Origin of the sequence: Streptomyces sp. P3 (assembly GCF_003032475.1) — a bacterium.
In the GTDB taxonomy this organism is placed as follows: domain Bacteria; phylum Actinomycetota; class Actinomycetes; order Streptomycetales; family Streptomycetaceae; genus Streptomyces.
Genome location: NZ_CP028369.1, coordinates 1905043 through 1927423, shown reverse-complemented (window position 1 = coordinate 1927423; position 22381 = coordinate 1905043). Strand labels below are relative to the sequence as shown.

General features: G+C 69.0%; 18 protein-coding genes, 1 tRNA gene and 2 pseudogenes. 14 read left to right on the top strand and 7 right to left on the bottom strand.

What is annotated here, in order from left to right; all coding sequences use genetic code 11:
* Positions 1–261: 261 nt before the first annotated feature.
* Together C6376_RS43755 and C6376_RS08570 are read left to right on the top strand one after the other, a co-directional pair.
* Entirely contained in the window at positions 262–1563 is a 1302-nt protein-coding gene (locus C6376_RS43755) for a hypothetical protein (protein WP_159083184.1), read from the top strand.
* A gap of 379 nt (positions 1564–1942) precedes the next feature.
* A complete protein-coding gene (locus C6376_RS08570) occupies positions 1943–2272 on the top strand; it encodes a hypothetical protein (protein ID WP_107442865.1) in 330 nt (109 codons plus the stop codon).
* 19 nt (positions 2273–2291) lie between these two features.
* Here C6376_RS08570 and C6376_RS44380 read toward each other — a convergent pair whose 3' ends face one another.
* On the bottom strand, positions 2292–2459 hold the full coding sequence (locus tag C6376_RS44380) for a hypothetical protein (protein WP_173985602.1): 168 nt from the start codon (positions 2457–2459) through the stop codon (positions 2292–2294).
* A 592-nt stretch (positions 2460–3051) separates the two neighbouring features.
* Positions 3052–3408 (bottom strand): hypothetical protein, encoded by a 357-nt coding sequence (locus C6376_RS08565; protein WP_107442864.1) that lies wholly within the window; start codon positions 3406–3408, stop codon positions 3052–3054.
* A gap of 375 nt (positions 3409–3783) precedes the next feature.
* Between C6376_RS08565 and C6376_RS08560 the strand changes: the two genes are divergently transcribed.
* The 3 genes and pseudogenes from C6376_RS08560 to C6376_RS08550 all read left to right on the top strand — a co-directional run.
* On the top strand, positions 3784–4773 hold the full coding sequence (locus C6376_RS08560; RefSeq protein ID WP_216825581.1) for a hypothetical protein: 990 nt from the start codon (positions 3784–3786) through the stop codon (positions 4771–4773).
* A 55-nt stretch (positions 4774–4828) separates the two neighbouring features.
* A pseudogene (locus C6376_RS08555) lies at positions 4829–5022 on the top strand (excisionase family DNA-binding protein); the annotation flags it as partial.
* Positions 5022–5931, top strand: a pseudogene (locus tag C6376_RS08550) (tyrosine-type recombinase/integrase); the annotation flags it as partial. The pseudogenes C6376_RS08555 and C6376_RS08550, both read left to right, overlap by 1 nt.
* A 49-nt stretch (positions 5932–5980) precedes the next feature.
* Here the strand turns inward: C6376_RS08550 and C6376_RS08545 are convergent.
* Positions 5981–6054 (bottom strand) — tRNA-Gly (locus C6376_RS08545).
* A gap of 264 nt (positions 6055–6318) precedes the next feature.
* Between C6376_RS08545 and C6376_RS43750 the strand changes: the two genes are divergently transcribed.
* The 3 genes from C6376_RS43750 to C6376_RS08535 all read left to right on the top strand — a co-directional run bounded on the left by C6376_RS43750 (position 6319) and on the right by C6376_RS08535 (position 7661).
* Positions 6319–6486, top strand: coding sequence for a hypothetical protein (locus tag C6376_RS43750; RefSeq protein ID WP_159083183.1), 168 nt, complete (start codon positions 6319–6321; stop codon positions 6484–6486).
* A gap of 81 nt (positions 6487–6567) precedes the next feature.
* Entirely contained in the window at positions 6568–7143 is a 576-nt protein-coding gene (gene dcd / locus C6376_RS08540) for a dCTP deaminase (RefSeq protein WP_057577958.1), read from the top strand.
* Positions 7140–7661 carry a phosphoribosyltransferase gene (locus tag C6376_RS08535; protein WP_107442863.1) on the top strand — a complete coding sequence of 174 codons (522 nt, stop codon included), beginning with the start codon at positions 7140–7142 and terminating at the stop codon, positions 7659–7661. The genes dcd and C6376_RS08535 overlap by 4 nt, the downstream gene beginning before the upstream one ends.
* A gap of 285 nt (positions 7662–7946) precedes the next feature.
* On the opposite strand, the gene C6376_RS08530 is transcribed toward C6376_RS08535, so the two are convergent.
* From C6376_RS08530 to C6376_RS08515, 4 genes are all read right to left on the bottom strand, one after another.
* Positions 7947–8639, bottom strand: coding sequence for a bifunctional 2-polyprenyl-6-hydroxyphenol methylase/3-demethylubiquinol 3-O-methyltransferase UbiG (locus tag C6376_RS08530; protein WP_254075879.1), 693 nt, complete (start codon positions 8637–8639; stop codon positions 7947–7949).
* A gap of 238 nt (positions 8640–8877) precedes the next feature.
* The gene (locus C6376_RS08525) at positions 8878–11127 is read right to left on the bottom strand and encodes a VCBS repeat-containing protein (protein ID WP_107442862.1); all 2250 of its coding nucleotides are present in this window, start codon (positions 11125–11127) and stop codon (positions 8878–8880) included.
* Between the two features lie 96 nt (positions 11128–11223).
* Positions 11224–12225 (bottom strand): Yip1 family protein, encoded by a 1002-nt coding sequence (locus C6376_RS08520; RefSeq protein ID WP_107442861.1) that lies wholly within the window; start codon positions 12223–12225, stop codon positions 11224–11226.
* Positions 12226–12484: 259 nt separating this feature from the next.
* On the bottom strand, positions 12485–14776 hold the full coding sequence (locus C6376_RS08515; protein ID WP_107442860.1) for a (Fe-S)-binding protein: 2292 nt from the start codon (positions 14774–14776) through the stop codon (positions 12485–12487).
* A 208-nt stretch (positions 14777–14984) separates the two neighbouring features.
* On the opposite strand from C6376_RS08515, the gene C6376_RS08510 reads away from it, so the two are divergent.
* The 6 genes from C6376_RS08510 to C6376_RS08485 all read left to right on the top strand — a co-directional run bounded on the left by C6376_RS08510 (position 14985) and on the right by C6376_RS08485 (position 22087).
* Positions 14985–16187 carry an MraY family glycosyltransferase gene (locus C6376_RS08510; RefSeq protein WP_107442859.1) on the top strand — a complete coding sequence of 401 codons (1203 nt, stop codon included), beginning with the start codon at positions 14985–14987 and terminating at the stop codon, positions 16185–16187.
* Positions 16188–16282: 95 nt separating this feature from the next.
* Positions 16283–18127, top strand: a complete 1845-nt coding sequence (gene dnaK / locus C6376_RS08505) for a molecular chaperone DnaK (RefSeq protein WP_107442858.1) — start codon at positions 16283–16285, stop codon at positions 18125–18127.
* A complete protein-coding gene (gene grpE / locus C6376_RS08500) occupies positions 18124–18780 on the top strand; it encodes a nucleotide exchange factor GrpE (RefSeq protein WP_107442857.1) in 657 nt (218 codons plus the stop codon). Before dnaK ends, grpE begins: the two co-directional genes overlap by 4 nt.
* Before the next feature lie 39 nt (positions 18781–18819).
* Complete coding sequence (dnaJ, locus tag C6376_RS08495; RefSeq protein ID WP_107442856.1) at positions 18820–19995, top strand: molecular chaperone DnaJ; 1176 nt, start codon at positions 18820–18822, stop codon at positions 19993–19995.
* A gap of 5 nt (positions 19996–20000) precedes the next feature.
* On the top strand, positions 20001–20456 hold the full coding sequence (locus C6376_RS08490) for a helix-turn-helix transcriptional regulator (protein ID WP_107448849.1): 456 nt from the start codon (positions 20001–20003) through the stop codon (positions 20454–20456).
* Positions 20457–20977: 521 nt separating this feature from the next.
* On the top strand, positions 20978–22087 hold the full coding sequence (locus tag C6376_RS08485; protein ID WP_107442855.1) for a sugar ABC transporter substrate-binding protein: 1110 nt from the start codon (positions 20978–20980) through the stop codon (positions 22085–22087).
* Positions 22088–22381 lie beyond the last annotated feature (294 nt).

Here is a 22381-nt window from a genome sequence, read left to right as displayed (position 1 = left end):
GGCGATCGGCGCTCTCGGCGACGTCCACATCCCCGCGCGCGTCGACGGTGATCGGGGTGGCGCGCCCCTTGGTAAGCCTCAACCTCTCCACTCACCCGTCCGCAACCTCCCTGACAGAACAGCTAGCCGGTCGACGCGCAGGGTGGGAACTACTGAGTCGCAGTGCGACGTTGGTGGAGCTCGACATTACGCATGGAACCAGCCTGAGCGTGGGATCTTCACCTCACACGCTCGTTGCGTAGGGAACGTGTTGGGGGGAGCATGGGAGTAGGTTCTCGAATATGGCATTGGTACCAGTTCGCTTCCAGTAGTCCGCAAACAAGGGTTGACGAGAAGGAAACTCGCGAAGAAGATCTGAAAATTCGGCGACGCATTACGCTGGACCTTTCCATCCAGGATGCCTGCGATCGCGAGCGTCTAATTGAGGCAGTGCAATTGGCTGCCGTGGGGGTATTCCTGCCGGCGGGAATGCGTCAAAGGCATGACAGATTGTCGATGGTCGGCGCAGTCATTCTTGCTTTGAGTGGCGGTGTTGTTCTGTTGTGGATGCTCAATGGGGGGGAGATTTCAGGCTTTTCTGTGAATGGAAAGGCGTCGGAGGTCTTAGGCCTGTCGATACTCGCTCAAGTGGAATTGCTCATCACTTTGGTGGCGGCTGGTGGTTTATGGTCCGGTCGGCGCGTTGTCTTTTCAATCCTCCGGCAACGGCTCTATCCGAGTCCAGCCCCAGAGAGCGGCTTCGATCACCAACTGGTGGGCTGGGTAATCGCGATAGGCGTGACCGTCGTTGGTCTGCCCTGGGCTGCCCTGTCAGCCTCTTCTCGCTATGGGCGATGGCCAATCGGATGGCAGATTCTTCTGGGTGGAGGTTTCGTTCTGGGGTTAGCCTCACGCCGCCTAGGAGGCGCGCTGTGGCAAATTCTTGATCGTCATGCCCGGATCGAGTATGAGGAGCCGGTTGATCAGGTAGTTTGGCGCCTGCATTATCTTGCTTGGCTCTTGCGCGTGTACAGGCCCAACTTCCTTAAGCCCAGCGTTCTTAGGCAAGCTCGAGCCCGAATTGATGAAACCGCGCGCATTATTGAACTTAACCCCGTTCCTCTGCGTGTGGCGCATTGGAGGGAGCGGTCTCTTCGGAGGCATATTCGCCATGACCATGCGCGTGTTGCTGCCACTCTTCGTCAGCACAGCAAGAATGTTGCAACGATTCACACTCTTGAGCAGTATGATCGCGTATGCGCCGCGGTGTTGGCTGGTGCAATCTCGGCTGCATATGGCAATTGGGATGAGTTGCTTGAGGGTGCACCTGAGGTTTCGCTCGTATCTCGGACAGTACGCACCTTCCGGAGCGCTGTCCCCTCGTTGGCGCTTGCTGGTGCAGCGCTAGTGATTCCGGTATTGCCGGGAGTGGGTGCTTCCGCTGACGGGATTCGCGTGCTCCTATTGGCTACCGCAGTTCTCTCAGTACTACCTACCGGAGACGCCACCCGCGACATCATCAGAGGAACTCTAGAGAAAGCACTAAACAAAGATTCAGGGAGTGGTGTCGCGAAGCACAGCTGAGTGCTGTACGGGACTCGCGATCGTAGACGAGGAAGGTGCAATCCCGAGCTGCATCCCCGGCTCTGTTGGGGGCGGCCCGCGTACGACTCGGGACCTAGCCAACGGTCAGCTTCGTCGATGGCCAAGGAGAGACCTCCCAGCGCCAGCCGCGCATTGAGTACGACACTGCCGAGGGAGTAAGTGCCCGCTTTCCAACTGCGGTGGTGGGTTCGGGGGCCTCGGATGGAACCGCTCACCTGCGTTCATGAGGCGGCCGGTCGTGGGGGCGGCTACGGGTTACGGTCTCCCGTCTGAACGGCCGTGAACGGCGCTGAATGAGACGGAAACTGAGACGGAGGGGGTCGGGCTCGCTAGCATCGTCGCTGTTGAAGGGGGAGCCATGGCACTGGTCCGCAAGGGATCACGGCGGATCGTCGTCGACGGCACGGCCTACCGCTGGCGGCTGCGAGGCAGGCCGACGTACTTCCAGGGCTTGGCCTGGTCGTCGTGCACGTTCGCGGTCGAACATGCGGACACCCCGGGCAAGACGCTCGTGGTCACCACCGACCAGCCGCATCCGAGCAACTGGTTCGGACGCGAGGCCACGCCGGTGCTGCCGTCCGGCGTTGCCCAGGCCATTCAGCTTGCTCTCCGAGAGGGTTGGACTCCGACGGCTCCGGGCTCCCCGTTCCACCTCGACCAATCCGCCGGCTTCACGCCTTCGTCCTGAACGCCGTGCGTTAGCACGGCTACCCCTTGCAGCGCTGGCAGGCTGTGAGCCCTTGCTCCTTGGCCTGGTCCTCGGACATGGACTCTTGACCCATGTAGGTGTCCTGCTTCCCGTTCAACGACGGGCAGTCGGCGTCAGTGTGGTACTTGGTCCGGTGGTCCCCGATGCGTACGTGAACAGTACTCATGAGGCCTCCTGCGTTGTTTGACGATGTGTAAGCCGGACGCGGTAAGAAACACTCCATCTTGCCTGTGAGGTCCATCCCCGGGTGTTAACCCGTTTGGTCAGGGACGCCTGACCCGGGGTTTCGGGGTTGACAGCTGGTACTCGCCTGTCACTGTCGGTCATCGCCGAGTGACCTCGGGGGACGTCGGACGGCCCAGGGACGGCCCAGGGTTGATCATTACGGTCCGGTCCGATGGCGGATGGCAGCCACCTTTGATGCGGGCCGCCTGAATGTCAGCCGACGACAGTCAGCCACGACGGCGGGCGCGCCAACCGATCAGGCACGCGTATGTCTCGCCGCACCCCCACCGGTCTCAGCCACGCCGCCACGCCGCCGACCAGAGCAAGCCGCGCCGGCGGGAGCGTGGCGGTGAGACCTTGGGTGATGACTTCTTCGTCCCGAAGCAACTCGGGCGGGGGCCGGCCTGGCACTGGTGTGGCCCTCATCTGGCCTGATAGTCCGCAGACGTCCGTGCTCGTCCGTCGTTGTTCGTGGGCGTCGTCACGCAGCTAGACACTCAACTGGGCCAGGGCTGACGGCCCCGCGTGAGTGGTCAACTCGACTTGGTGGGCGAAGACATCCACGCGAGGGCGTCTGCTGTTCGGGTAGCCAGCGATCCGATGCGCCAAGAATCAGTGATGTCGGTCCAGTCGCTGAGGTAGGCGCTGGCCGCGCCGTGTTCTGCTACTTGGTCATAGAAGAGGGTGAACCTGTACACCCTGCCGTCTGCGGAGATGACTTGGCCGTCCTCGTGATCGGGCCCTTCTTGCAAGAGGTCGACGACGACCGTCCGGTTTGGATCGAGTCCCTGGCGATTCAAGAGTTCCCGCAACCGGCTCCATAGGTCGTAGTCGCTGGTCCGCAGCAGATCGGTGTATTGAACGACGATGCTTGACACCATGACCCCCATGATCGTTCCTCCACCTGATGTGGGGAACCAAACCGGCAACGGCGTGGAGGGATGCTGCCAGCGACCGACTGCGGTTCCACCGAAGCATGCGGAGGCAATCGACAGCCGCTTTAGGAGTTCGATCCATGGGCTGTGCGGGTTGCTTGGGTCCGTGCTTGCTGGACGAATCGGAGTCCCTCTGGTGCGCACGTGGTGGGGCAGCCACTGTTCGCGAAAGACGGAGTGGTCGGCGTAAGGGACGGCCAGGTCCAGCGAAGCGGACCGGACGCGGCCGCCCTGCCGGACCCGGGCAGGGACGGCGGAGACACGCTGCCGGAGCTGGCCTCTAGCTCACCTGTATGCGCCGTGCGAGGCTGACGGTGGGGGGATGACGACATGAGGCACATACCTTTCTTCCGCTGGGTTCTGACCGCCGGTTTCATGCTCTTCGCGTGTTCGGCGGGGCTATACGCGATCGAGTCGGATCCGGAGCTGCCCTCGACGCGCCAGATCGACTTGGCGGTGGTCGATGAGAAGGCTGACGGCACCTGCCGGGTCCAGTGGAGCGACCCGTACGAGAAGAAGACGCGGGAGGGGTCGTACCACTGCGATGCCGGCCGGAGCGACAGTCTCAAGGCGCCGAACTACCCGGACAGTCGGGGCTACGGCTGGGCGTCCGGGTTCATGTTCACGGAAGGGCCGAACCGGGGGGACCTGGACGATTTGGAAGCCTCCTCGGAGGAGGACTTCACCACCTCGGACACCCTCCTGCTGCTGGGGGTACTGCTCATCCTGATCGGGCTGGTCGGCGGCAATCTCCGCGCCCTCCCCCGGGTCCTCGGTGTGGAGGCGCGGCTCGTGCGTAGCGCGACCCGGCTGGCCGAGGCTGCCGGGTGGGCAGCCGAGGACTACGCGCGGGCCGTGGATGCGGTGCGGGACGCCGGGCGCCACGGGTCGCTCGACGCGGCACCTGACCTCGAACTGGTCCGCTCCCTTTGGGTTCTGCGGGAGGCCGGGCCGCAGGCACACAAGGCGGCGGCGGACGCCCGGGACCTCGCGAACCGGCTGCGCCCGCTGCTTAGGGAGGCGGCCCCCGCCGCCGGGCTGCGGAACAGACTCCAGGCCGGACCGGCCGCCCGCGCTGACGCCGAGGTGGCGGTCACCGAGCTGCGCCGGCTGGTGGCCGACGCCGAACGGCACGGTCTGTGGGAGCGGTTCGCGCAGGCATCGGTCGACCTGCTCCGGGGGCAGGACGCCGACCGGGCCGCCCTCGCATCCGGGACGGACTTCGAGCGGGACCCGGACGCCTACCGACGGCTCCTGGAGGGCCTCGCGCCTCTCGAGTCGGCGGCCCGGCCGGAGCCTCTCCGCCGCCGCCGTTACTGACCGGCCCACCCGCGTCCCTCGAACCCGCCCCAGGAACGGAAGGAGAACCGACCCGATGACCGATCGCTATCTGTCCGTCGACCAGGTCGCCGAGCTGCTCGGTACGCCGCCCGCTTTCCCCGGCGACTGATCGAGGAGCGGCGGATTCGGTACGTGAAGGTCGGCCGGCATGTCCGTATCCCCGAGAGCGCGGTCGCGGAGTTCATCCGGTCCCGCACGGTGGAGCCGCTGAGGCGTCCCCGCGCAAGGACCACGTCCTTCCCACCTTCGGGGAATCGGACCTCGACGAGATCACCGCGCCCCTCGTCCGTGAATGGCGCGCCGAACGCCTCCGCACGACCAAAGCCAAGACCACGACCGCAAAGGCCTACCGCCTCCTGAAAAGTGTCATGGAGACGGCCGTGGACGACGACCTGATCAAGCGCAACCCCTGCCGGATCAAGGGTGCCGGAAAGGAAAAGGCGGCGGAGCGTCGTATCGCCACCGTCGCCCAGGTCGACGCCCTTGCCGACCACATCGGCCTTCGCTGGCGACTCATGGTCTACCTCGGCGCATACGGTCCGTTGCGCCCCGAGGAGCTGGCCGGTCTCCGGCGCCGGGACATCGACGTCGAGGCACTGAAGATCAAGGTCCGGGTCGCCGAACCGGAACGCACGAACGGTCGCCGCGCCCCCGGTGAGACCAAGTCCGAAGCAGGCACACGTACCGTCCACCTCCCCGAGTTCCTCCGCACGGAGCTCCGCCTCCACATGGAGCTCTACGCGGGCAAGGGGCCCAACGGCCTGGTCTTCCTCGGAGAGAAGGGTGCGGCCTTCCGGCGGAGCACGTTCGGCCGGAAGTGGCGCAAGGCTCGTACAGTCGCCGACGTCCCTGAGGGCTTCCGCTTCTACGACCTTCGTCACACCGGACACACGCTCTCGACTCAGTCGGGTGCGACCCTCAAGGACACGATGGTCCGCGTCGGCCAGTCCTCCGAGAAAGCCGCGCTGATCTACCAGCACTCTGACGACGACCGGCAGCAGGAAGTTGCAGTCGGCCTCGATGCGACGGTCCGTAAGCCACGCCAGGAAGTGCAGGAAGCTGCGGCCGTGCCAGAACCCGCGACAGCCACCCTCGACGATCAACGTTTCTGGCACGAATCTGGCACGCGGTGAGTGATCGCAGCGCACAGCAAAAAGGCCCGGGTCATTGACCTGGGCCTTATTCATGGAGCGGGTGACGAGAATCGAACTCGCGCTCTCAGCTTGGGAAGCTGATGTTCTACCATTAAACTACACCCGCGCGTGATGCCGGTCTGAACCGGTGTCGGAACGCTCCGTCACTCTACCCCATGTCAGGCCCCGGGCGTCGAAGCCCCGGGGCCTGCCTGCGTCGGTGGGGAGGGATCGGTGTGTGGGCGGCCGGAGTTGGGGCGTACGGTGGTCGCGTTGAAGTGGGGTCGGGCGGGGTCGGAGTGCCGCCTGGAGGGTCGTCCCGTTCGTCCCGTAATGTGGCTTTCAGTGTCCGGCGAGCAGCAGCCGGACGCGGCTCTTGGGGAAGGGACTCATGGACTTGATGGAGCGCACCGTCGTCCGTTGTGCCGACGGGCACGTGTTCAGCACCGCTTCGTTCCCGATGCAGCAGGCCGAGCGGCTCGGTCCCGGACGGCTCGTCCGGTGTCCTCGGTGCGCCCGGTTGCGCAGCGCCGTGCCGGTGATGCTCGAGAAGCGGTAGCGGCGGGCGGGAAACGCGAAGCCCTGGCGCGCGGAGTCGTCCGATGGTGGTCGCTCCGCGCGCCTTGCGTATCCTCGGGACGTGCTTCTCTCAGACAAGGACATCCGGGCCGAGATCGACGCCGGGCGGGTACGGATCGATCCCTACGACGAATCCATGGTGCAGCCGTCGAGCATCGACGTGCGACTCGACCGTTACTTCCGGGTGTTCGAGAACCACCGCTACCCGCACATCGACCCGTCCGTGGAGCAGGCCGACCTGACCCGGCTCGTGGAGCCCGAGGGCGACGAGCCGTTCATCCTCCACCCCGGGGAGTTCGTTCTCGCCTCCACGTACGAGGTCGTCAGCCTTCCCGACGATCTCGCCTCGCGGCTCGAGGGCAAGAGTTCGCTCGGGCGGCTCGGGCTGGTCACCCACTCCACCGCCGGGTTCATCGATCCCGGCTTCTCCGGCCATGTGACGCTCGAGTTGTCCAATCTCGCGACCCTGCCGATCAAGCTGTGGCCCGGTATGAAGATCGGGCAGCTGTGCATGTTCCGGCTGAGTTCGCCGGCCGAGTTCCCCTACGGCAGCGACCGCTACGGGTCCAGGTACCAGGGCCAGCGCGGGCCGACGGCGTCCCGGTCGTTCCTGAACTTCCACCGGACCCAGGTGTGAGCGGCGACGCGGAGCCGGCGCGCGAGAACCTCACCTACGAGCAGTTCGGGACGGCCGTCCGGGAGCTCGCGCAGTCCATCGCGGACGACGGCTACGTCCCGGACGTCGTGCTGAGCATCGCCCGCGGCGGTGTCTTCGTCGCCGGCGGACTCGCCTACGCGCTCGACTGCAAGAATCTCCACCTGGTGAACGTCGAGTTCTACACCGGCGTCGGAACCACACTCGACATGCCCGTCATGCTCGCGCCCGTTCCCGACGTCATCGACTTCTCCGACAAGAAGGTCCTCATAACCGACGACGTCGCCGACACGGGGAAGACGCTGAAACTCGTCCGCGACTTCTGCCTGGACGCCGTCGCCGAGGTGCGCAGCGCCGTCGTCTACGAGAAGCCGCAGTCGCTCGTGAAGTGCGAGTACGTGTGGAAGCGAACGGACGACTGGATCAACTTCCCGTGGAGTGTGCTGCCTGTAGTCCGTAAGTCGGGGGAACCTGTCACCCCGTCCAAGGAAGCGCTCTGATCTCATAACGGCGATACGGTGCTGGCCCCCTCCGGCCTTTTCTGCGCGGCGCGTGCCCCCGCCCGGACACCGCCCCCTTCGCAGCCGGCCCTTCCGGACAGCACCACGGCTTTGGCCACAGACGGCCGCGCTCGTGCCACGTAGACCGCCGAGCAGATGCTGACCAATCACCGACTCGCTGCTCCGCGGCGGCGCGACCACGGCGGCGACGCCGGCGGCGGCGCGGCGGGGACGGCGGCGGGGACGGCCGGTTCGGCGCCCCCGGCGCGGGCTGAGGGTGGGGCGTCAGCGCAGTCGGCGGGCCCGCAGCACCAGGTCGTCGGTGTGGTGCGCGCCGGCGCCGCCCTCGGGCGCCGGCCGTGGCCGCTGTTCGTCCACCTCGACCCTCCAGTCGTCGTCGAGCAGAGCGGCGACCATCGAGGGCCAGACGTAGTCGGCCGGGTCGAAGCCGCCGTCGTGCGTCTGCCGGGTGTCCATTCCCGCGTGGTGGACGAGCAGCAGCACGCCACCGGGCGCGACGGCCGCGAGCAGCGCCCGCTCGGCTGCGGCGTCCGGGGTGCGCAGCAGGGCCGGGTACTGCGCGGAGACGAGGTCGAAGGAGGCCGGCGGGAGCGCCGCTCCGGTGAGTTCGGCGTGTACCCAGTGCACGGTGACACCGGCGTCCCGCGCGTGCCCCGCCGCCCGCTCCAGTGCCACGCCCGAGACCTCGAGCGCGGTCACGTCCCAGCCGCCGCGCGCGAGCCAGACGGCGTCCGCGCCCTCGCCGCAGCCGACGTCGAGCACCCGCCCGGGGGTCAGCCCGGCGACCTCGGCCACGAGGGCGCCGTTGGGCCGGCCGCTCCACAAGCGGTGCCGGTCGGCGTAGCGGCCGTCCCACTCCGCTCGCACCGCAGGGTCTCCGACGTATCCGTCGGGTCCGTCTGCGGCGGCCTGGGGGAGGTCGGGTGTGGGCGTCGTTTCTGCGATGTTGTCGGTCACGGGCCCACGGTCACTCATCGCGTCCCGGTCGCGCGACCTCTGTTGCCGTTCCGGCAAATCGGCGTCCGCGGGTGCCGGGAACAGCACCCGGTGCCGTCGACGGCCGTCGAACGGGGTTCGACGGCGCGCGGCGCACGGGTGCCGCCCCTCACTTCGGCGATCACCTCGCCCCTCACCTCGGCGGTCACCTCCGCGGTCACCTCGGCGGTGCGGATCGCCAGGCCGGGCCCTGGAACGGTCAGGCGACGGTGTTGAACCTGGTGCCCTCGCCCGCGTACAGGTCGGTCGTCAGCCGGCTGAACGGGGCTGTGGCCGAGCCGGTCGAGCGGTAGACGTACGTGCCGTTCGGGCCGTGGGCGATCAGGTCGGGGCGGCCGTCGCCGGTGACGTCGCCGGCGCCGACGAGGTGGGGGAAGGCCTTCCAGCCGGCACCGATCCGGACGCGGGAGGTGAATCCGCCCCTGCCGTTGCCCTGGTACATCCACAGGACGCCCGCGGTGTCGCGGGCCACGAGGTCGCCCGTCGGGGTGCCCGCGAGGTCGCCGACGGCGGTGATCCGGTCGTAGATCTGCCAGCCGCCGCCGAGCCGGACGCGGGGGGCGAGGGGGGCGGACGAGCTGCCGGTGCCCTTGTAGAGCCACAGGACGCCGGAGGCGTCGGCGGCGAGGAGGTCGGACCGGCCGTCCCCGGTGAGGTCGCCGCCCCCGGTGATCCTCTTGTACGTCTGCCAGCCGGCACCGACCTTGACGCGCGAGGTGAATCCGCCCCTGCCGTTGCCCTGGTACATCCACAGGACGCCCGCGGTGTCGCGGGCCACGAGGTCGCCCGTCGGGGTGCCCGCGAGGTCGCCCACGGCCACGATCTGGTTGTAGGCCTGCCAACCGCCGCCGACCCGCGTCCGCTTGGCCACGGTCACCCGGCCGTCCGGCGACCAGTCGAAGAGGTCGTCCCGCCACAGCACGCCCGAGGCGTCCCGCGCGAGGACGTCCGTGGAGCCGTTGTCGGTGAAGTCGTGCGGGTTGGATCGGCGCGAGACCTGGATGCTCCCCCGGGCGGTCGCCGGGGCGCCGACGCCGTCGGCCGGAGTGGCGGTGATCTGCCAGGTGTAGGCGCCGTTCGGGGCGCCGGCGCCCTCCAGGACGCCGTTCCAGACGAAGCCGAAGCGGCTGTCGGACACCGGCTGGGACAGGTGCTCGGTGAGCTTCCCGCCGGTGGCCGTGTGGGTGAGAGTGAGGTCCACGGTGGCGTTCGCGCGGGACAGGGTCCACTCCATGGGGACCGTGGCTCCCGGCTTCTCCAGGCTCACCGCCGTGGGCACCTTCGACGCGGTCACCTCGACGGCCTTGAGCCGGCCCGTGTCCGCCACGAGCGTGGCGGTGGGGAGGCCGCCGTCGCCCTCCCGGATGCGGAACAGCCCGTCGGCGTCTGCCGTGGCGCCGCGCACGAGCAGAGTGCCGTCCGGCGCGTGGGCCACGCTGGAGAAGTGCTTCAGCAGGGTGTACGGCGCGGCGGCGGAGTCGGTGATGCTCACGGCGTACAGCGGGCTCGGCGTCCCGTCGGCCGCCTTGCCGGGGACGCCGTAGAGCAGCGTGTCCCGGGTGATGCCGGCGATGACGGCGCCGCTCAGGGAGCTGTCCAGGGCGATTCTCCGGTGGCCGCGCGTCCCGTCCACGACGAGTTCGGTGGCCCCGGCCCGGTACTCGACCCAGGCCTCGTGGTCGGCGGTGCGGGCGCCGGTCGAGGCCTGGGTCCACGGGGCGGTGTTCTCCCGGCTGCCCGACTCGATCACCGCGTCGCCGCCGACGGCCGCGCGGGTCTTCCAGTACTCGGTCCGGAAGGTCGACGAACTGGGGAAGACCCGGTTGCTGCTCAGGACGATCATCACGTCGCCCGTGGAGGCGACGACCTTGAAGTCCATGCCGTAGGGGTTGGACGAGCGTTTCGTCTTCCGGGAGACCCCGTCGACCCGGGAGAGCTGCCACAGCTCCTGGTAGCCCCCGCTGCCGGTCGGAACCTTCACGAAGAGGTTGTCGCCGACCACACCGACGAGCTTCGCGCCGGGCGCGAACTCGGACGCCAGGTCGTAGGACGCGGACCAGGTGGCGCCTTCCCGCATGTCCCGCAGATGGACCGTGCCGCCGCCGTCGCCGGTCACGACGACGTCGGAGGCGCTGTCGTAACCCGTGGCGCCCGTGCCGATCGGCAGCACCGAGCCGTCGGCGTACCTGTGCCACTCCAGAACCCTGTCGCCGGATTCGTCCACCCGGGACGTGAGGTATCCGGTGTCACCGGTGCTGACGATGTCGGCGCCGAGGGGCAGGTTCGCCTCGTCGGCGGTGGTGCCGGCGGTGGCGGTGGCGGACCCGGTCGTCACGACGGGAGCGGCCACGGCCCCGGGCGCGACCAGCATGCCGGTGCCGGCCGTCACCGCGAGAACGGTGGCGACGCAGGCGCCGAGACGACGTCGAGTGGTGTGTACGGAAGCCAAGGAGGTCCTTTGTGACGAGTCGAGTGGTGCGCGCGTGTGCGCGTGCCACTCGATCGGACCTCCGGGACGGGACTGGGGTTGTACGAGTTGCTCCGTCTAGAACGTGCCCAGCTTCACGATCGACAGCAGCGCGATCAGTTGGATCGACGAGGCGCCCAGCGCCTTCGGCCACGGCAGGTCGTGGGAGCGGCTGACCATCATGGTCAGCAGGGCGCCGGCGGCCACCCACGTCACCCAGCCGAGCAGCTGGACGAACGACGCGTCGCCGCCGAAGAACATCGCGACGACCAGACGTGGTGCGTCCGTCAGGGACATGATCAGCATGGAGAGGCCGACGGTGGGCTGCCACGCGCCGTCGCCGCCGAGCTGACGGGCCAGCGTGTGGGTGACCACGCCCAGCACGAACGAGCTCAGCACCATCGCGACGGCCGTCGTCAGGACGATCGGGATGGCGTTGGAGAGCGTCGCGTTTATGGCGTCCGAGCGTGCGCCGTCGAAGCCGAAGACCGCGAGCAGGCCGTAGAGGAACGTGACGACGAGGGCGGGGCCCCACATCGTGTAGTCCCGCATCTGGAGGAAGGTCTGCTGGGGGGCGAGGACGACGCCCTTCAGCAGTGCCTTCCAGTGCAGGCGCGGACCGACCGGGCCGGCCGGCGCCGACCCGGCGTGGTAGGTGCCGCCCTGGTTGTACTGGTCGTACTGCTGGTGGTCGTCGATCGAGAAGGCCTGGGTGTGCCCCGGGTTGTTCGCGGCATACGGGTCGTGCGGGACGCCGCCGTGTCCGCCGGGGCCGCCCGGGGCGCCGTACGGCGCGTCGCCGCCGAAGTACTCCGGCTCGTCGCCGCCTCGGCCGCCGCCGTTCGCCTGTGGCCACTGGCCGCCGCCCGCGCCGCCGTACTGCGGGCGCTGCGGGTACGGCTGCTGGGCCGACGGGTAGCCGTAGGACGGCCCGGAGGAACCCGACGGCCCCGCGGGACCCGACGGTCCTGCGGGCCGCGACGGTCCCTGGGGCGCCTGCTGCCCGTACGGAGGGTGTTGCGGTCGCGTTTGCGGGGCCCGGTTGTCCCGGCCGCCGCGTCCGATCCTGAATCCAGCCACGTCTTCGAACGTACCTGGTCCCGCAGGGTGACGTGCCAACGCCGCCGTTCACGCACGGCTTTGCTGCCGACCTGTGACATCCCCTAAGGGGAGTAACGGGGCTGGATCGGGTGGTTCTTCGGGGAGTGTCACGGGTGTCGTAGGGGTGTGGAGTGCAGGGCGGAGGGGAACGGCGGCGCCCCCGTGTCCGGGTGGGACACGGGGGCGTCGGTACGGCCGTCCGGCTTGCTCACCGGCCGGTCCACGGCCGGTGCGCGGGTCACTTCACCGGCTGGGGCTCCGGCTCGCTCTCGGTCTCCGACTCGCCCGCCGGGGGCTCGTCGTCGACCGGCGTCTTGACCGACTCCAGGAGCAGCTGGGAGACGTCCACGACCTGGATGGACTCCTTGGCCTTGCCCTCGTTCTTCTTGCCGTTGACCGAGTCGGTCAGCATGACGAGGCAGAACGGGCAGGCGGTCGAGACGATGTCGGGGTTGAGGGAGAGGGCCTCGTCGACGCGCTCGTTGTTGATGCGCTTGCCGATCCGCTCCTCCATCCACATCCGCGCGCCGCCGGCGCCGCAGCAGAAGCCGCGCTCCTTGTGGCGGTGCATCTCCTCGTTGCGCAGGCCCGGGACGCTCGCGATGATCTCGCGCGGCGGGGTGTAGATCTTGTTGTGCCGGCCCAGGTAGCAGGGGTCGTGGTAGGTGATGATGCCCTCGACCGGGGTCACCGGGATCAGCTTGCCCTCGTCGACGAGGTGCTGGAGCAGCTGGGTGTGGTGGATGACCTCGTAGTCGCCGCCGAGCTGCGGGTACTCGTTGCCGATGGTGTTGAGGCAGTGCGGGCAGGTGGCGACGATCTTCTTCGCCGACTTCGGCTTCTTCGACTCGGGCGTCACGTTGCCCTCGTCGTCCGTCTCCTCGCCGAACGCCATGTTCAGCGCCATGACGTTCTCCATGCCGAGCTCCTGGAACAGGGGCTCGTTGCCGAGGCGGCGGGCGGAGTCACCGGTGCACTTCTCGTCGCCGCCCATGATCGCGAACTTGACGCCCGCGATGTGCAGCAGCTCGGCGAAGGCCTTCGTCGTCTTCTTGGCGCGGTCCTCGAGGGCTCCCGCGCAGCCGACCCAGTACAGGTACTCGACCTCGGTGAGGTCCTCGATGTCCTTGCCGACGACCGGCACCTCGAAGTCGACTTCCTTGAGCCACTCCAGGCGCTGCTTCTTGGCCAGGCCCCAGGGGTTGCCCTTCTTCTCCAGGTTCTTGAGCATCGTGCCCGCCTCGGACGGGAACGCGGACTCGATCATCACCTGGTAGCGGCGCATGTCGACGATGTGGTCGACGTGCTCGATGTCGACGGGGCACTGCTCGACGCAGGCGCCGCAGGTGGTGCAGGACCACAGGACGTCGGGGTCGATGACGCCGTTCTCCTCGGCGGTGCCGATGAGGGGCCGCTCGGCCTCGGCGAGAGCGGCCGCGGGGACGTCCTTGAGCTGCCCCTCGGAGGCCTTCTCGTCGCCCTCCATGGTCTTGCCGCCGCCGGCCAGCAGGTAGGGGGCCTTGGCGTGCGCGTGGTCGCGCAGCGACATGATGAGGAGCTTGGGGGAGAGCGGCTTGCCGGTGTTCCAGGCGGGGCACTGCGACTGACAGCGGCCGCACTCGGTGCAGGTGGAGAAGTCCAGCAGGCCCTTCCAGGAGAACTGCTCGACCTGGGAGACGCCGAAGACGTCGTCGTCGCCGGGGTCGGTGAAGTCGATCGGCCTGCCGCCGGACGTCATCGGCTGCAGGGCGCCGAGAGCGGTCCCGCCGGTCGCCTCGCGCTTGAACCAGATGTTCGGGAACGCCAGGAAGCGGTGCCAGGCCACGCCCATGTTGGTGTTGAGCGAGACCACGATCATCCAGATGAACGAGGTGCTGATCTTCACCATCGCGGTGAAGTAGATCAGCGTCTGGAGGGTGGGGACGCTCAGCCCCTTGAAGGCCAGCACCAGGGGGTACGAGGCGAAGTACGCGGCCTCGTAGTGGTCCACGTGGTGGATCGCGCCCTCGAGGCCGCGCAGCGTGTAGATGGCGAGGCCGATGGTGAGGATGACGTACTCGACGAAGTACGCCTGGCCCGCCTTGGAGCCCGCGAAGCGGGACTTGCGGCCCGGGCGCGAGGGCAGGTTCAGCAGGCGGATCACGATGAGCACGGCGATGCCGAGGATCGTCATGACGCCGATGAACTCGATGTACAGCTCGAACGGCAGGAACTCGCCGATCCAGGGGAGCGTCCAGTCGGCCTGGAACAGCTGGCCGAAGGCCTGCGCCAGGGTCGGCGGCAGCGTCAGGAAGCCGACGGCGACGAACCAGTGGGCGAAGCCGACGATGCCCCAGCGGTTCATCCGCGTGTGGCCGAGGAACTCCTTCACCAGCGTCACGCTGCGCGCGTAGGGGTTGTCGGTCCGGGCGCCGGCCGGGAGCGGCTGGCCCAGCTTGAAGTACCGGACGAACTGACCGATGGCGCGGGCGAGCAGCGCGACGCCGACCACGGTCAGGACCAGCGACACGATGATCGCGGCGAGTTGCATTCGGGGGCTCCTCGGGCCTGCGAGGGGACTTCGATCTGAGATTACTAAGCGGTAACTTATGCAGTCCGTCTGAGAGTACCCCTTATTCTGCGTCGCACTGTAGCGGGGGGCGGAGTGATCTGAGTCGCTGAGGGTTGCCTCAGAATCAGGACGCAATCCGGCCGTGTTATTCGTGCCAAATTGGTACATTTATGACTAATTTATATCCGTGCTCTACGGGATCGCTGCCGCCACCGCCGCCATGTTCCTCGCCGCCGTCCTCGCCGCGCTGCTGCGCGCACCCGCCCTGCGACTCGGTCTGACCGACCGACGGCAGCGACAGCGACGTGTACCCCTGTCCGGGGGCGCCGCCGTCGTGCTCGCCACCTGTGCCGTCGCGGTCGCCGGCGACCGCACGGGCGTCGCGCCGCTCGGGGACGGCATCGGGGTGCTGCTCGCCGCGGGCGGCGCCGTCGCCGCGCTCGGACTCGTCGCGGACGTGTGCCGGCTCAAGACCCGCTTCCTGGCCGTCGGCACGGCCGTCGCGGCGGCCTTCGTGGTGCCGTACGGAGAGATGTGGGCGGACGCCGGGACGGTCGCCGGGGTGGTCTCCGCGGTGGTGGGCGTCGGCTGGATCACCTTCGTCGCCCTCGCCTTCCGGGCGCTCGACCACGCCGACGGCGTCGCCGGGACGGTCGGCGTGCTCACCGCCTTCGGGGTGGCCGCGTGCGTCGCCGTCGAGGTCATGGACGGACTGGTGGTGCTGCTGAGCGTGCTCGCCGCGGCGCTGACCGGCTTCCTGATGCACAACTGGCCCCCCGCGCGTGTCGCCCTGGGGGCCTGCGGCTCGCTCTTCGCCGGCTTCCTGCTCGCCTCGGCCGCCGTCTTCGCCCGCGCGGGGCACGATCCGGCCGTCGGCACCGGGGTGCTCTTCGCGCTCACCGCGGTCGGCGGGGCGGACGTCCTGCTGGTGGCCGCGTCGCGGCGGCTGGCCGGACGGCCCCTGCTGCGCGGCGCGCCCGACCATCTCGCCCACCGGCTGCGGCGGCTCGGGCTCACCGCCCAGGGGGCGGCCGTCCTGCTCGGCCTCGCGGCCTTCGGCGCGGTGCTCACGGGAGTGCTGGTGCACGCCGGGGTCATCGGCGCGCAGGCGGTGTCATGGGTCGCGGGCGGGGCACTCGTCGTCGTCCTCGGGCTGTTGCGGGTTCCGGTGTACGGGCCGCCACGCGCGCGTGGACGCCGGCCCCGCGGCGTCCGTCGCGCCCGGCGGGCGCAGGAGGCCCGCGCCTCCCGGGAGGCGCGGCGCGCGCCCGTGTATGCGCCCCGGCGTCAATCCGAGGCCCGTGTGGATCACCCGGAATCCGGTGAACGACGGGCCGGGCGCCCCGTGTCGGCGCAGGTCGACGGCTCCTTGCGTGTAAGGAACGGATAAGAGTTGAGTGTGTCCGACTCAGGTCTGTTGACCGCACGGTGAGCTTCGTGCACACTTGAGTCCGTTCCACTCAAGTCAGCTGGAGGAAGATCACCATGGCACGTGCGGTCGGCATCGACCTGGGCACAACCAACTCCGTCGTCAGCGTTCTGGAGGGCGGCGAGCCCACCGTCATCACCAACGCCGAGGGTGCCAGGACCACGCCGTCCGTCGTCGCCTTCGCGAAGAACGGTGAAGTCCTCGTGGGCGAGGTCGCGAAGCGGCAGGCGGTCACGAACGTGGACCGGACCATCCGTTCCGTGAAGCGCCACATGGGCACGGACTGGACCATCGAGCTGGACGGGAAGAACTTCAACCCGCAGCAGATGAGCGCCTTCATCCTGCAGAAGCTCAAGCGCGACGCGGAGGCGTACCTGGGCGAGAAGGTGGCCGACGCGGTCATCACCGTCCCGGCGTACTTCAACGACTCCGAGCGCCAGGCGACGAAGGAAGCCGGCGAGATCGCCGGTCTCAACGTCCTGCGCATCGTCAACGAGCCCACCGCGGCCGCGCTCGCGTACGGCCTCGACAAGGACGACCAGACGATCCTCGTCTTCGACCTCGGCGGCGGCACCTTCGACGTGTCCCTCCTCGAGATCGGTGACGGCGTCGTCGAGGTGAAGGCCACCAACGGCGACAACCACCTCGGCGGCGACGACTGGGACCAGCGTGTCGTCGACTACCTGGTGCAGCAGTTCAAGGCCGGCCACGGCGTGGACCTCGCCAAGGACAAGATGGCGCTGCAGCGTCTGCGCGAGGCCGCCGAGAAGGCGAAGATCGAGCTGTCCTCGTCCACCGAGACCTCGATCAACCTGCCCTACATCACGGCGTCCGCCGAGGGCCCGCTGCACCTGGACGAGAAGCTCACCCGCGCCCAGTTCCAGCAGCTGACGGCCGACCTGCTGGAGCGCTGCAAGACGCCGTTCCACAACGTCATCAAGGACGCCGGCATCAACCTCTCCGAGATCGACCACGTCGTTCTCGTCGGCGGTTCGACCCGGATGCCCGCCGTCGCCGAGCTCGTCAAGGAGCTGACCGGCGGTCAGGACGCCAACAAGGGCGTGAACCCGGACGAGGTCGTCGCCATCGGCGCCGCGCTCCAGGCCGGTGTCCTCAAGGGCGAGGTCAAGGACGTCCTGCTCCTCGACGTCACCCCGCTGTCCCTCGGCATCGAGACCAAGGGCGGCATCATGACCAAGCTGATCGAGCGCAACACCACGATCCCGACGAAGCGTTCGGAGATCTTCACCACGGCCGAGGACAACCAGCCGTCGGTGCAGATCCAGGTCTACCAGGGTGAGCGCGAGATCGCGGCCTACAACAAGAAGCTCGGCATGTTCGAGCTGACCGGTCTGCCGCCGGCGCCCCGCGGCGTCCCGCAGATCGAGGTCGCCTTCGACATCGACGCCAACGGCATCATGCACGTGACCGCGAAGGACCTCGGCACGGGCAAGGAGCAGAAGATGACCGTCACCGGCGGCTCCTCGCTGCCGAAGGACGAGGTCGACCGTATGCGCCAGGAGGCCGAGCAGTACGCGGACGAGGACCACCGCCGCCGCGAGGCCGCCGAGGCCCGCAACCAGGGCGAGCAGCTCGTCTACCAGACGGAGAAGTTCCTCAAGGACAACGAGGACAAGGTCCCCGGCGAGGTCAAGACCGAGGTCGAGGCCGCCGTCGAGGAGCTGAAGGCCGCGCTCAAGGGCGAGGACACCGCCGAGATCCGCACGGCCACCGAGAAGGTCGCCGCGGTCTCGCAGAAGGTCGGCCAGGCCATGTACGCCGACGCCCAGGCCGCGCCCGGCGCCGGCGCCGGCGCCCCGCAGGGTGACGCCCCGAAGGCCGACGACGACGTGGTGGACGCCGAGATCGTGGACGACGAGCGCAAGGACGGTGCCGCGTGACGGAGGAGACCCCGGGCTTCGAGGAGAAGCCCGACGTCCCCTCCGGCGCCACCCCTGAAGACGCCGAGCCGAAGGCCGCCTCCTCGTCCGCTTCGGCGGACGGGGCGGCCCCGGCCGGGGACGCGAGCCAGACCGCCGGTCTGGTGGCCCAGCTGGACCAGGTGCGCACCGCCCTCGGCGAGCGCACCGCCGACCTCCAGCGCCTCCAGGCCGAGTACCAGAACTACCGCCGTCGGGTCGAGCGCGACCGGATCGCGGTCAAGGAGATCGCCGTCGCGAACCTCCTGACCGAGCTCCTGCCCGTGCTCGACGACATCGGCCGCGCGCGGGAGCACGGCGAGTTCGTCGGCGGCTTCAAGTCGGTGGGCGAATCGCTGGAGACCGTCGCGGCGAAGATGGGTCTGCAGCAGTTCGGCAAGGAGGGCGAGCCCTTCGACCCGACGATCCACGAAGCCCTGATGCACAGTTACGCGCCCGACGTCACCGAGACGACGTGCGTGGCGATTCTGCAGCCGGGGTATCGGATCGGCGAGCGCACCATCCGCCCCGCGCGGGTGGCCGTCGCCGAACCGCAGCCCGGCGCGCAGGCGGCGAAGGCCGACGAGGCGGAGGCGGGCGACGACAAGGAGAGCGGTGGCCCGGACGAGGGCTGAGCTTGAGCGGATGAGCGTGCGGAAGGAGGGACGTCGAGGATGAGCACCAAGGACTTCATCGAGAAGGACTTCTACAAGGTCCTCGGCGTCCCCAAGGACGCCACCGAGGCCGAGATCAAGAAGGCGTACCGGAAACTCGCCCGCGAGTACCACCCGGACGCCAACAAGGGCAACGTCAAGGCGGAGGAGCGCTTCAAGGAGATCTCCGAGGCGAACGACGTCCTCGGCGACCCCAAGAAGCGCAAGGAGTACGACGAGGCGCGCGCCCTCTTCGGCAACGGCGGCTTCCGCCCGGGTCCGGGCGCGGGCGGCTCCTTCAACTTCGACCTGGGCGACCTCTTCGGAGGCGGCGCCCAGGGCGGCGGCGCCCAGGGCGGCTTCGGCGGCGGCATCGGGGACGTGTTCGGCGGCCTGTTCAACCGCGGCGGCGCGGGCACGACCCGTACCCAGCCCCGGCGCGGCCAGGACATCGACACCGAGGTCACGCTCACGTTCACGGAGGCGATCGAGGGCGCGACGGTCCCGCTGCGGATGTCCTCGCAGTCCCCGTGCAAGGCGTGTTCGGGAACCGGCGACAAGAACGGCACACCGCGCGTGTGCCCGACCTGCGTCGGCACCGGCCAGGTGGCACGGGGCTCGGGCGGCGGCTTCTCGCTGACCGACCCCTGCCCCGACTGCAAGGGCCGCGGCCTGATCGCCGAGCACCCCTGCCTGGACTGCAAGGGCAGCGGCCGTGCGAAGTCGTCACGGACCATGCAGGTCCGCATCCCCGCGGGAGTGACGGACAACCAGCGCATCCGGCTGCGCGGCAAGGGCGCCCCGGGCGAGCGCGGCGGCCCGTCGGGCGACCTCTACGTCGTCGTCCACGTCGGCGCCCATCCGGTGTTCGGACGCAAGGACGACAACCTGACGGTGACCGTGCCGGTGACCTTCACCGAGGCGGCCCTCGGCGGCGAGGTCAAGGTGCCCACGCTCGGCGGCCCGTCGCTGACCCTGAAACTCCCGCCCGGCACGCCCAACGGCCGTACGATGCGGGCGCGCGGCAAGGGCGCGGTCCGCAAGGACGGCACCCGCGGCGACCTGCTGGTCACCGTCGAGGTGAGTGTCCCGAAGGACCTGTCGGGGAAGGCTCGTGACGCACTGGAGGCGTATCGCGAGGCGACCGCGGGCGAGGACCCGCGGGCGGAGCTGTTCGAGGCCGCGAAGGGAGCTTGAGAGTGATGGACGGCCGTCGTCGTAACCCGTATGAACTGACTCAGGAGACCCCGGTCTACGTCATCTCGGTGGCGGCCCAGCTCTCCGGCCTGCACCCGCAGACGCTGCGTCAGTACGACCGTCTGGGCCTGGTCTCCCCCGACCGCACCGCCGGCCGGGGCCGCCGCTACTCGGCCCGCGACATCGAACTGCTGCGCACCGTCCAGCAGTTGTCGCAGGACGAGGGCATCAACCTGGCCGGCATCAAGCGGATCATCGAGCTGGAGAACCAGGTGGCCGCGCTCCAGGCCAGGGCCGCGGAGCTGGAGGCCGCGCTGGACGGCGCGGCAGCGGCCATGCAGCAGCGGGAGGCGGCGGTGCACGCCTCCTACCGGCGGGACCTGGTGCCGTACCAGGAGGTGCAGCAGACGAGCGCGCTGGTGGTCTGGCGGCCGAAGCGGCAGCATCCGGCACCCGACTGAGACACACCGCGCCGCCCGGGCACGAGCAACGGGGCACGGGGCGGCGCGGGCGCCAGGGCGCGGTGCACGAGGCACGGATCGGGGCCCGGAGGTTCTTCCTCCGGGCCCCGGCCCCGTGCGGCGGCCGGACGCGCGGTGCCCCCGTGCCGGCCGTCGCCGCCGAGGTTCCCGGCGAGCACCTCCCGGAGAGGTCCCCGGGGAAGTCCCCGACGGCCCGCTCTCGACGGACGTCGGCCCGTTGCCGCCGCGCGCTGCCCGCTCCCGGCCCCGTTGCAGGTCCGCGTCGGCCCGGTGGTTCCTTGGCCCGCCCTTCGCCTGATTTGTCCGGTCAGACCTTTTCAGGGCCTCCGCTTCGTCTCCATGTGTCTTCACACGCTGAGCGGAGTGTGACGTTGCTCCTTCGTTAAGTGGTTCTGCTTGACGACGGCGGTCGCCGCCGCGTTGGCTTCTCAGATATCCGGGTCACCAATGCCGCACCCCGGTCCGCAACGCCCCGAACGCACCTGAAGTGAGCACCCGAAATGCGTCGTATCGCCATAGCCGTCATCGCCTCCGCGATGTCCCTCTCACTCGCCGGGTGCGGGATGCTGGGGGCCTCGGAGGAGACCGGCGACGCGACACCGACCCGGAGCAACGCGATCACGGTGGGCGTGCTGATGCCGGAGGAGACGAACACCCGGTACGCCGAGTTCGACTACCCGATCATCAAGAAGAAGGTCGCGGCGCTCACGGCGAACCAGGGCAGGACCGACTACGCCAACGCCGCCTCGGACGAGAAGACCCAGGACCGGCAGATGCAGAAGATGATCGACGACAAGGTCGACATCATCCTGCTGGACGCCGTCGACGCGAAGGCGATCGCGCCCATGGTGAAGAAGGCCAAGGAGGCGAAGATCCCGGTCATCGCCTACGACCGCCTCGCCGAGGGCCCGATCGACGCGTACGTCTCCTTCGACAACGAGCTCGTGGGCGAGGTGCAGGGGCGCAGCCTCGTCGAGGCCATTCCGAACGCCAACGTCTCCGACAAGATCGTCATGGTGAACGGCTCGCCCGCGGACCCGAACGCCGGTCAGTTCAAGGCGGGCGCGCTCAGCGAGATCAGCGGACGGGTCACGATCGCGAAGTCGTACGACACCGACAAGTGGAGCCCCGAGGTCGCCCAGGCCAGCATGACCAAGGCGATCGCCGCGATCGGCAAGTCCGACATCGCCGGCGTCTACTCCGCCAACGACGCCATGGCCGGCGGCATCATCAAGGCCCTGGAGGCGGCGGGCGTCAAGGACACCGACCTGCCCCCGATCACCGGTCAGGACGCCGAACTGCCCGCCGTGCAGCGGATCATCAGCGGTGAGCAGTTCATGAGCGTCTACAAGCCCTACCCGGCCATGGCCGAGGCCGCCGCGGAGGCCGCCGTCGCCAAGGTCCAGGGACGTGACCTCCAGTTCGAGGCCCTCACCCGCGACACCGTCGACAGCCCGACCGACAAGGCGATTCCGGCCAAGCTGGTCACGGTGGTCGCGCTGACCAAGAAGAACATCCAGCAGACGGTCATCGCCGACGGCATCTACAAGGCCTCCGACATCTGCACCGCCAAGTACAAGTCCGCCTGCGAGGCCCTCAACCTGATCTGAGGCATCGGCCGACGCCCGTTCCCCCGTCGGCCGAGGCGGGACCTCAGGAAGACTGACCCCGGAGAGAAGACCACCGGCCCGGCGCCTACCGCGCCGGGCCGGTGTCCGTGGTTCCCCCGTCGTGCCCCCGTCATGCCCCCCTCGGGCTGCCCGGCCGGACTCCCCCGCGGCCCGGCCGGGTCGGTTGCGTCTCCCCGTGTGCGGAACACCCGGGGGGAAGCGGAATCAACGATGCACCGTCACGGCCGTCCTGCACCACCGTCAGCTTGTTGCAACGTGAGGGGAGGAGGCCGG